Source organism: Chamaesiphon polymorphus CCALA 037, assembly GCF_003003845.1.
GTDB classification, from domain to species: domain Bacteria; phylum Cyanobacteriota; class Cyanobacteriia; order Cyanobacteriales; family Chamaesiphonaceae; genus Chamaesiphon; species Chamaesiphon polymorphus.
In genome coordinates this window covers 19,473-28,755 of the sequence record NZ_PVWO01000018.1, presented here as the reverse complement: position 1 = coordinate 28,755, position 9,283 = coordinate 19,473, and the positions used below count along the sequence as shown (strand labels likewise).

The window sequence follows — 9,283 nt, the reverse complement described above, 5'->3', positions numbered from 1 at the left end:
CCTTACCCCATCTGTAGTTGACGATTTGAGCTGCTAACTCTTTACTCATCAAGTCAAAACAGCCATTAGAGGTTTTCCCCAGAGAAAACCTCTAATGGCTAAAGTCGAGTTTAAGAAGTCGGGGATATTAGCAGGGGATATAAGAACAGTCAATAATTAGGCAAATACAAACTGACCTGCATTACCAGGAGTCAAGCTACTGGCTTGAATACCTGTTAGTAAGGCTAGAGATTTACCACCAAAATCGATCGAAGTATCGGCACCAACTTGATTTAATTTAATCGTGCTAGCACTGATGCCCAGACTTGCCGCACCCTGAATGCCGATAACATCGATACCGACTTGGAAATCGACGACGGTATTTGCCGCACCAGGAATCTCGGCATTGGCAATCCAGAATTGGTCGGCACCCGCGCCGCCAGAGAGGATATTGCCGCCACCAGCACCGACAAATAACTTATCGTCACCGTCCCCACCCAAGGCGCGACCATTCGCACCTAAGAACAGGGTATCGCGACCAGCACCACCGGAGATTCGATAGTCTTTAGCGTCGGTAGCATCGATGATATCGTCGCCAGCCGTACCAAATACTCGATCGAAATTACCGACAAATAAGGTATCTGCACCGCTCCCAGCATCGATGCGGTTATTTCCCGCAGCAGCACCAGCAATCGGCACGTCCACTTTATCGTTACCAGCACCCGTAAATACGAGGTCGTTAATACCATCGAATCCGGGGGTAACGCCAGCTACTAAGTCATCAGCACCAGCAGTTCCAGGTACTAGCGTTTTCTGGCTGGAAGTACCAAACAATGTTTGGTACATCAGCTTGTAGATCTCGGTATTATCGAGGGTGCTGGGCAATTTATCGGCATTCAAACCGTAGGTTTTGGACACAATACTGCCAGGGAAATCAGGCGTACCTACCCAAGCTACACCGAAGTTACCCATCGGGCCATCGATACTATCCTTGGCGGCAAATGGCTTCCAGGGGAACTCCGCACTGGCGGTACTGCCATTGGCACCATCGAGAGGATTCCGCGTATTGTTGGTAGTAGTGGGGTTGACGTTAATAAACGGCACTTGGGTTTCACCGTTCTGGAGTGCGGGAGTGGTAATCGCATTGCCAGTAGCACGAGTGTAAGGCGCGAATTGGTATACTTGTAGACCCCCTGCATCGCTATCGGCTGCGGTAATTACCAGGGTGTTTGGATCTTGGGTATCGACATATTTCTGAGCGACACCAATGGCCGCATCACCCCGTCGGATGGCTTCGATCGTGCCAACCGCGTTATTACTGTTGGCGAAGTTGTCGGTACCTTCTTCTTCAACTACTGCAAAGAAGCCATCGGGATCGCGTTTGACGATCTTCAGCGAAGCCTCTAGCATTTCGGCGACAGTTGGAGCCGTCGCGACATACAAGGGTTGGGGATTGGTCGTATTCAAGCCTAGTGCTTCTTCGGTGCGAGCGTCAAAAGTATCGACTGCTGCAAATACACCCAGAATTTTCGATGGTGGGTTGGCACCATTTACCACCTGATTCATTTGGTCTTCGGTATACACGACCGTGTATCCGAGCGACTTAGCTAGATCGATGAGGTTGGTAGTCGGGCGACGTTCGGCGCGAGTTTCAGAGGCATCGATGGCCGCAGTAACGTGAAATCCAGTCGTCCCTTTGGGTAGCATGTATAACTCGCCACCACCAAAAATGACATTGGTACCAGAACGAATTACCTGCTCGATGATTTCGGCGTATTTCTCCCGCGCGCGCAGATTATTACCCTCGCGATTGGTAGTTTTGGCAGCAAAAGCAGCGGAACCAGGCTCGGCTAAATGTCCAGACTGAATTAGGACTGTCGCTTTACCAGCTTCGATCGCTTCGTCTAAGATCGTTTTCCCGGTATTGCCAGAGGCAGGTGTAACTGGCGAGTTATCCTCTCCCAAACCAAACGACTCATTAAATACCTTCGTCCCAGTGGCGTGGATGACTGCACCTGCGTTAGAAGTAGCACCCAACTGGTTTTCTAAGTGGCCGAGGTAGACCCCAGCATTAGACATTTTATCCCAGTTGACGCGACCGTCTGGCCCCTTATCGACGTTCCGTAAGGCCATGTAGTGGGATGGCCCAGCACCATCGGGATGGATGAAGATAACGTTACCAGTATCTTTAGTCGCTGCTGGTGCTTTGGTAGGAGCGGGATTGCGCGAGGTGAGTTCTTTCTCGAACAATGTCTCGTACATCAACTCGTACATGCCCGTATTGTCAACGGTAGCAGGTAGTTTATCCGAGTTAAGACCGTGGGCTTTGGAGACGATCGAACCACTAAAATCTGGCGTACCTGCCCAAGCTACTGCAAAGGGGAAGGCATCACCATTCGCATCGGGAGCCGCAACGAAGGGTAGCGTACCAGCTCCGGTTTTACCATCTTGGGGGATGGGACGGGCGGTAGTCGTCGGGTTATTATTAATCGTACCGACGGGTGCAGTCGCACTGGCTGCGTCAGTTACTTGCAATCCACCCGCGTCGCTATCGGCAGCGGTGAGGAGTAAAGTATTGGGATAGCGATCGATAAAACCTAGTGCTACGCCAATGGCTTTATCTGCCCGGAGCGTGCCTTCGATCGTGCCAGCGGCGTTATTATTATTCCCAAAGTTATCAGAACCCTCTTCTTCAACGATCGCGATCGAACCATTTTTGAAGTTGGGGTGTTTCTCCATCAACTTTTGGGTGACTTCCAACATCTCGCCAATTGTCGGCGCAGATTCTTTATACAGCGGAAGCGATCGTGCGGCTAACTCTTCTTCTGGTCGATCGTTAAAAGTATGAATCGGTGCGAATACACCCAATACTTTCGTCGGTGGCGTAGGATACTTCGCCGGATCGAGCAGATCTTTGAGTTGTTGCTCGGTATAAACTACCGTGTAGCCAGACTTCTTGGCGAGTTCGATTAAGTTTTCGGTAGGACGGACGATCGAACTGGTACTCAGGGCATTATATTCAGCCGCCGTACCATGAAAACCCGCCTGACCGACGGGAATCATGTTCAGTTCGCCACCACCCAAGATAAAGTTCACACCAGAATTAATCACCTGCTTGGCGATTTCTGCTGCTTGCGATCGGGGCACAATCCGGCTCCCATCTGGGTTAACAATTTCCTTAGTTTTGGCAACAAATGCGGCTGTACCAGGCTCAAAAATGGCACCCGATTGGACTAGTGCCGTCACTTTCCCAGCATCTCGGGCTTCTTCGACAATAGTTTTGTTACTGCCAGATAGAGATTTGATGGGGGTATTACCTTCCTCAAACCCGAAAGATTCGGCATAGACTTTCGCACCTGTGGCATGGGTGACAGCACCACCATTAGATGTACCGCCTAGTTGCTCTTCCATGTGACCCAGGTAGACACCTGCTTTGTCTAATTTGTCCCAGTTGAGCCGTCCATCGGGGCCTTGTTCGACAAACCGCGCTGCTCCGTAGTGAGATGGGCTAGTCCCATCAGGGTGAATGAAGATAACGTGATTTCCAGTTTTCATAACGATCCAACTTTAGTGCGATTGGTGAATGATTGCCGAGTAGCCAGTTACAAGTGATTTACGAGCAATTTTCGTCGGATCGGGGGTTTGGAGCTTGTTTTACACAAATGAGAATAATTCTTTTTTGCTCTAATAATCATGATTCCACGGGCAGGTTAAGGATGATTAAAAAAAAGGTTAATAAACTAGAACAAATTAGCGATCTCTACCGAGTCTATCGATCTTGTAAAAACGATCGCATTATTTTTACTTATCGGCTTTAAATACTGTGGCAGATTGGGTTTGGCCTATAAAATAGCAGTCCCAACTTCTTTAAGAAGTTGGGACTGCTAGATACTATGTGTTCGGAGAAAATCGATTAATGTTTTTAAATTATGCTTGCAAGCTATCGATCGCTTCGATCGTCTCTCGATCGAATAAAATTAGATACACTCGATCGAATACATAGCTAATCACCCGATCGAACAGATACTTGTGTGGTTAGATGAACTACTTTGAGAATTCTCAGTTGGGCGGTGCTGGAGTCAAGTATGAAAAGCTAGAGATAGATGCAGGAATATGATTTAGACTATAAAAATTGGATGAAAAATGCATTTTTCTGAAACTAAAGGCTCTGGCGACTTGTTTTGGATGAAGCCAGACGTGCAAGTTCGAGTATCTGCTGAAATAATTTTGGCACAAATAAGCGAACGAGTAGAACATAGAAGATCGCGCCAAGTACGATACAGAAGGCTAACAAAGCTTGTGAATTGAGGGAACTATCCAGCCATTGTTTGGCAAGCAAAATAGCTCCAGACATCGCAACAGAGCAAGCAAATGGAGCAATAAATTGTCGTAAATATTGAAGTAGCGAAGCATCAATGAGCTTACTAACCGCTGTTTGAGTAATCGGGAATAAGATCAAAGCCCGAACCAGGTAAGCATACGCAACGGCAACAATTCCCCATCGCACGGCGATGGCAAACCCAACAACATTCAAGCCAGCACTCAGCAAACCAAAGTACAATCGCCACTGTGGTTTGCCCAATGCTATAAAAATTGAACCTTTAAAATAAGTAACCGAACGTAGAATTCCCACGATCGAAAGAACTTGCATTACCGGAACTGAGGGCAACCACTGTTTTCCAAAGCAAGTGATGACAATTTCAGGAGCCAGGACGACAACTCCTAAAAAGATCGGAAATGCGATCGCGCTGGCGATCTGGGTCGCAGTGTAAAATGCTCGGCGAAACCGCTCCGGATCTTCTTGCAGCCGAGAAAAAGCAGGAAGGGCAACCTGATTGGTGGTATTGACTAGAACTTGAGTCATTACCGTCAAGATGCGATACGCAACACTGTAAAATCCCAATGCCGTCGAACCCAAGAAAATTCCAATCAGAAAATCATCTGCTCGGTTATTCAAAAAACCTAGAAAATTAAATGCCAGAATACTAATACCGAAGTTAAATAAATCTTTGAAATGCTTGACAGAAAACCTAAATCGTGGTTTCCAATTGCTGGCTCGCCACAGTACCAGTGTGCCCACGAATTCCTGTACTAATTGCTGACCGACCAAGCTCCAAACACCCCAACCACTGTAAGCCATGACAACTCCAGTTATGCCTCCTGCCAAGGTGCCGAGTAAGGAACGGATCGCGATCGCCTTGTAAGCAAACTTACGTTCCAAAATGGATTGCTGCACTCTGCTAAAAGAACTGACGACAAAGACAATAGAAAGCCACTGCAAGATCGGAGCGAGTTGGGGTTGCTCGAACCCGTTTGCAACCGGAACCGCCAACACAAATCCTGCCACAGTTAATAAGATGCCGCTGATTAAACTCGTCCAGAAAGCAGCGTCTAAATGCTCTGGCTCTAGTTCTTGGCGTTGAATCAACGCTTGGGCAAAACCTTGCTCCAGGAATACTTGCATAAAAGCGAGCACCACATTGGCCAGCGCAGCCAGACCAAAAACTTCAGGTTCGAGCAACCGAGCCAGAACAATGAAAACCACCAGAGAGCCAATTTGACTTCCCCAATTCTGGATCGCAGACCAGACAACTCCATGAATGGTTTTCGCTTTAAGACTCATGCTAGAAGGTGGGTAGTGCTGTTACATGTTTAATTCATCGCCCGATCGCTCTCAGCAAGCGATCTCCAACCAGCAATTTACCCCTAAGGCAAGGTCTTCACTTTTTGGTTTTTACTTTCAGAACCAGAGTTCGGAGGTTTTGCTTCTCCGATGCGAGCGAGCTGTAGAAGCTGTGCTGCTAAAGTTTTCAAGTAATGAATTCGGCGAGCAGTTACTTGATGAAACAAAACAGATAGTTTTCTTTGACAAGAATTTGGAGTCACTAATGTTGAATATTCCTGCTTGGTTGGATTGCAAATTGCTTCAGGAAGTTCAGCCTCAGCAAGCTCTTTCAATACGGTGTCAAATTCCGCTGCCAATCTCGAATAACCCAATTTCTCTGCCATCTCAGGTAAATGACGATCGCGCTCGGTATATCTGTAGTATTTAGCATCTCCACAATAGAGAATGCCTAGATCTAATCGCTCCTCTAGTTCATTGGCGAGGCGGATTAACAAAACATCGCGCTCAATTTCATCCAGAGTGTCAATTTGTCTATGAACGATCGTTCCGATTTCTAGATCCCATTTCAGAGCTGTATATCTGGCAATGTATTCTTCAATTTCTGGACTAATTACTTGCAAGATCTGCTTCTGCTTTGCTGTGGAGATGCCTGTCTGACCTGTCCCAAAATCACCGTGCGAGTAGACAGCGTGCAGCAGTCCCACAATGATTAACCGATCGGGCACTTGAAGTTTTGCAAGAATACTGGCTGTGCCGACTAGATGGGCAATAAAGGTTTTCCCAGAGGGACGAAATCGTCCAGTAAATAGCCGCACAGCCAGTTTATAAGCATTGGCAACGCTCTGTAGTTCGACGTGCGAATAACCCGCTTGATGTAACTGGTTTAATAGTTGAATGTTAGTTTGGGCATACGCATACATAGGGGCAATCTCGCTGCTGACTGGATGAATGTACGTGGCTCAATTAGAGGATGAGATGGTAGTTTGCGATGAAGATGATTGAGTGAAAGGTTGGCTTTGTCGAGCTTGTTGCTGAAGGTGGTTGTGACGCTCTGTCAGGTAGCGATTGAGAAAATGCTCCACTTTCGCAAAGGCTCTGGTAAGCAACTGACTCCCAATTCCCAATGTTAACTGACGCACGAAAGGTTCGATTACGGTTCCATATCGTCGCCAGTTCACTCTCTTGTACTTGGTCTTAAAATAGCCGTCCTCTGATAAATTCCACTTATCCCGCAGGCGATTCAGGCTGCCTAATGTCCAGGCATCGCTCCAGCGTAGCATATAGTAATGCAAATCAGACATTTCTAAGGGAGGCCCCGGAACATAGGTCACGATCGAGTCTGGCTCAAAATAAACCGTGTTTCCAGATTCCCGAACTGTCATGCAAAAGTCCAAATGTTCTTTGGTGTTGAGCATTGCTTCATCGAGTTTCCCAATGCGATCGAAGATTTCAGTACGAACCAAAACACAGTGAAATTCTGCCAGTTCAGTTTCCGTCCGTTGCAGTTGCGGACGCACTTGTGCAACTTGCTTGCCCTGTTTATACATTTTCTCCCGCAAGTGCCGCCTGCCAGTCTTGTCTAGCAAAATATGGGCTTCTCCACCAGCAAAATGAACGATTTCATGAATCGGTTCGTACTGACACATTAGAGGCCCAACAACGGCTGCGTTGGTTTCTTCGGCACAGTTCAACAGCGAACCCAACCACCCTGGAGAAACAATTACATCATTGTCAACAAATACAACATATTTCGTTTTAATGCAAGCAAGTCCTAAATTTCTGGCCTGATTTGGAAAGAGATAGTATTCAGTCCGAAGCAGATGAAAGTTTTGCGCTTGAGACTGTTCTTCCAGATACTGTCTCACCTGTGGAGGAGAGTTGCCATCTACATAAACCAGATCGAATGGAGTTTCGGTATGTTGATAAATGCTTTCTAGCGATCGACGAACACAACTAAACCGTTCTCTCGGTACGACGACGATCGTGATTTGGGCATCTGTCATAGGTAATAGCTCCATTTATTGTGGATTTTTCTGCTCGGTTGTGGATGGTAACAATGAGATTCTTATGCTTGTAGTAACTAAGCTTTAGTGATTGTTTATATAATCGATCGACTTTCGATCGACTGAAGCGTCGCTGTTAAGTTTATCTGAATTCAACAATTGCTGATAAAGTTCGATTAAGCGATCGTTGAGATGAGTTAAGTTGTAGTGCTTTTCAACGTAATCGCGACCAGCTTGCCCCATTGTAGCCCACACTTCCGGATGCTCGATTAAATACCCCAGCTTTTCCGCCAATGCCTCGACATCACGCTCGGGTACCAAAAAACCTGAAACCCCATCTTCGACCAGTTCTGGAATTCCGCCATGAACAGTGCTAATTACAGGCAAACCCATTGCCATTGCTTCTTTCAGGACATTTGTAGGGGCATCCCGATCGCCATTCTGAGCCGTAACACTGGGCGCGATAAAAATATGAGAGCGATTGAGAATTTCAATAATTTCTCGCTCGTTCTTCCATCCGACCAACTTAACGAAATGGCTAATATTTAATTCTTGAATTAGGTTCTGAAATTTCTCTTTCAGTGGGCCATCTCCAATAATTGTGTATTCAACTTTATGTCGATCTAGGGCTTGTTTAGCAACCGCACGAATGGCATACTCAATTCCTTTTTTATCGACTAAACGACCCGTTGTGACAACTCGCACCCAACCATCTGGGCTAGGATAGCGAGGAGTAAAGATAAATTTGCTACAATCCAATCCCGATCGATGCACCACAATCTTATCTGAATCGCAACCGAGTTTAATTGCTTTTTGCCTGAAAAAATCACAATTCACTAAAAAGAAATCACTAATCTTGAAGACTTCATCGTAAATTTTATCACCTTTCTCCTGCACGAAGCTGCTAATATCATGTCCTCGAAAGTTAACGATCAGTTTTGCTTTTGGGGAATTTATTGTTTTAAACGAAATTCCTCGGTAACTCTGCGTTCCAAACTGACAGTGAATAATATCGTAAGATTTTTTAAATGAGGGAATTCCGGTATAGAGTAACCATAATGAAATTGCTTGCTTACCATACTTAAATGCGTTGAGCGATCGCCATGCAACTTCAGGATCTCTCAACAAAATATAAGCCAGCAAACCCACGCCGTTCAATGCTCGTGTGGCGAGGTTAGTTGGCACACGAGGAAGATAATATGTGCGATCGAGTAATCGATATGCCTCGATCGATGGATGAAGTTTTTCTGATTCCCCGCGTTCATCGGCATAGATATCAACTTCGTGCCCTCGATCGATTAACCCTGTAATTTGGTTTAGAATAAATGTCACCGATAAGGCTGGAAATTGACCAACAATGAAGGCAATTTTCATGGCATTTCAGAATCTTTTTAGAATAAACTATATAAACCTGCGGATAGCCTGCTTAAAAAAACGTTTCCCCCATTCCAGATCGCCACTATATTATGGAGTAGAGTTCTCAGAATTAACTCTTCAATAACATCTCCTAGTTGGGAGATCGGGCGGAATAATTTAGTCTAATCGCCATAGAGGATTATTTTCTCGAGCTTAGTATTGTTTGTAATTTTATTTAATATCTTTTCAAAATTATACTCCAAGAAACGTCTCAGCAGAAATTGCTCGATCGATACTAGGCAGCGCGTTTGGACGATCG

5 protein-coding genes are annotated in these 9,283 nt (G+C 46.0%); all 5 read right to left on the bottom strand.

Annotated features, from left to right (window positions below):
- Positions 1–156 precede the first annotated feature (156 nt).
- The 5 genes from C7B77_RS02770 to C7B77_RS02745 all read right to left on the bottom strand — a co-directional run bounded on the left by C7B77_RS02770 (position 157) and on the right by C7B77_RS02745 (position 8,982).
- On the bottom strand, positions 157–3,534 hold the full coding sequence (locus C7B77_RS02770; protein ID WP_106300093.1) for an alkaline phosphatase: 3,378 nt from the start codon (positions 3,532–3,534) through the stop codon (positions 157–159).
- 604 nt (positions 3,535–4,138) lie between these two features.
- A complete protein-coding gene (locus tag C7B77_RS02760; protein WP_106300089.1) occupies positions 4,139–5,602 on the bottom strand; it encodes an MOP flippase family protein in 1,464 nt (487 codons plus the stop codon).
- Positions 5,603–5,685: 83 nt separating this feature from the next.
- Positions 5,686–6,525 carry a DUF6817 domain-containing protein gene (locus C7B77_RS02755; RefSeq protein ID WP_106300087.1) on the bottom strand — a complete coding sequence of 280 codons (840 nt, stop codon included), beginning with the start codon at positions 6,523–6,525 and terminating at the stop codon, positions 5,686–5,688.
- A 39-nt stretch (positions 6,526–6,564) separates the two neighbouring features.
- On the bottom strand, positions 6,565–7,608 hold the full coding sequence (locus tag C7B77_RS02750; protein WP_106300097.1) for a glycosyltransferase family 2 protein: 1,044 nt from the start codon (positions 7,606–7,608) through the stop codon (positions 6,565–6,567).
- A gap of 84 nt (positions 7,609–7,692) precedes the next feature.
- The gene (locus C7B77_RS02745; RefSeq protein ID WP_106300085.1) at positions 7,693–8,982 is read right to left on the bottom strand and encodes a glycosyltransferase; all 1,290 of its coding nucleotides are present in this window, start codon (positions 8,980–8,982) and stop codon (positions 7,693–7,695) included.
- Positions 8,983–9,283 lie beyond the last annotated feature (301 nt).

Coding starts and splice junctions, on each gene's coding strand:
- C7B77_RS02760 (WP_106300089.1), bottom strand. CDS start 5,602: ATGAGTCTTAAAGCGAAAACCATTCATGGAGTTGTCTGGTCTGCGATC.
- C7B77_RS02745 (WP_106300085.1), bottom strand. CDS start 8,982: ATGAAAATTGCCTTCATTGTTGGTCAATTTCCAGCCTTATCGGTGACA.
- C7B77_RS02770 (WP_106300093.1), bottom strand. CDS start 3,534: ATGAAAACTGGAAATCACGTTATCTTCATTCACCCTGATGGGACTAGC.
- C7B77_RS02755 (WP_106300087.1), bottom strand. CDS start 6,525: ATGTATGCGTATGCCCAAACTAACATTCAACTATTAAACCAGTTACAT.
- C7B77_RS02750 (WP_106300097.1), bottom strand. CDS start 7,608: ATGACAGATGCCCAAATCACGATCGTCGTCGTACCGAGAGAACGGTTT.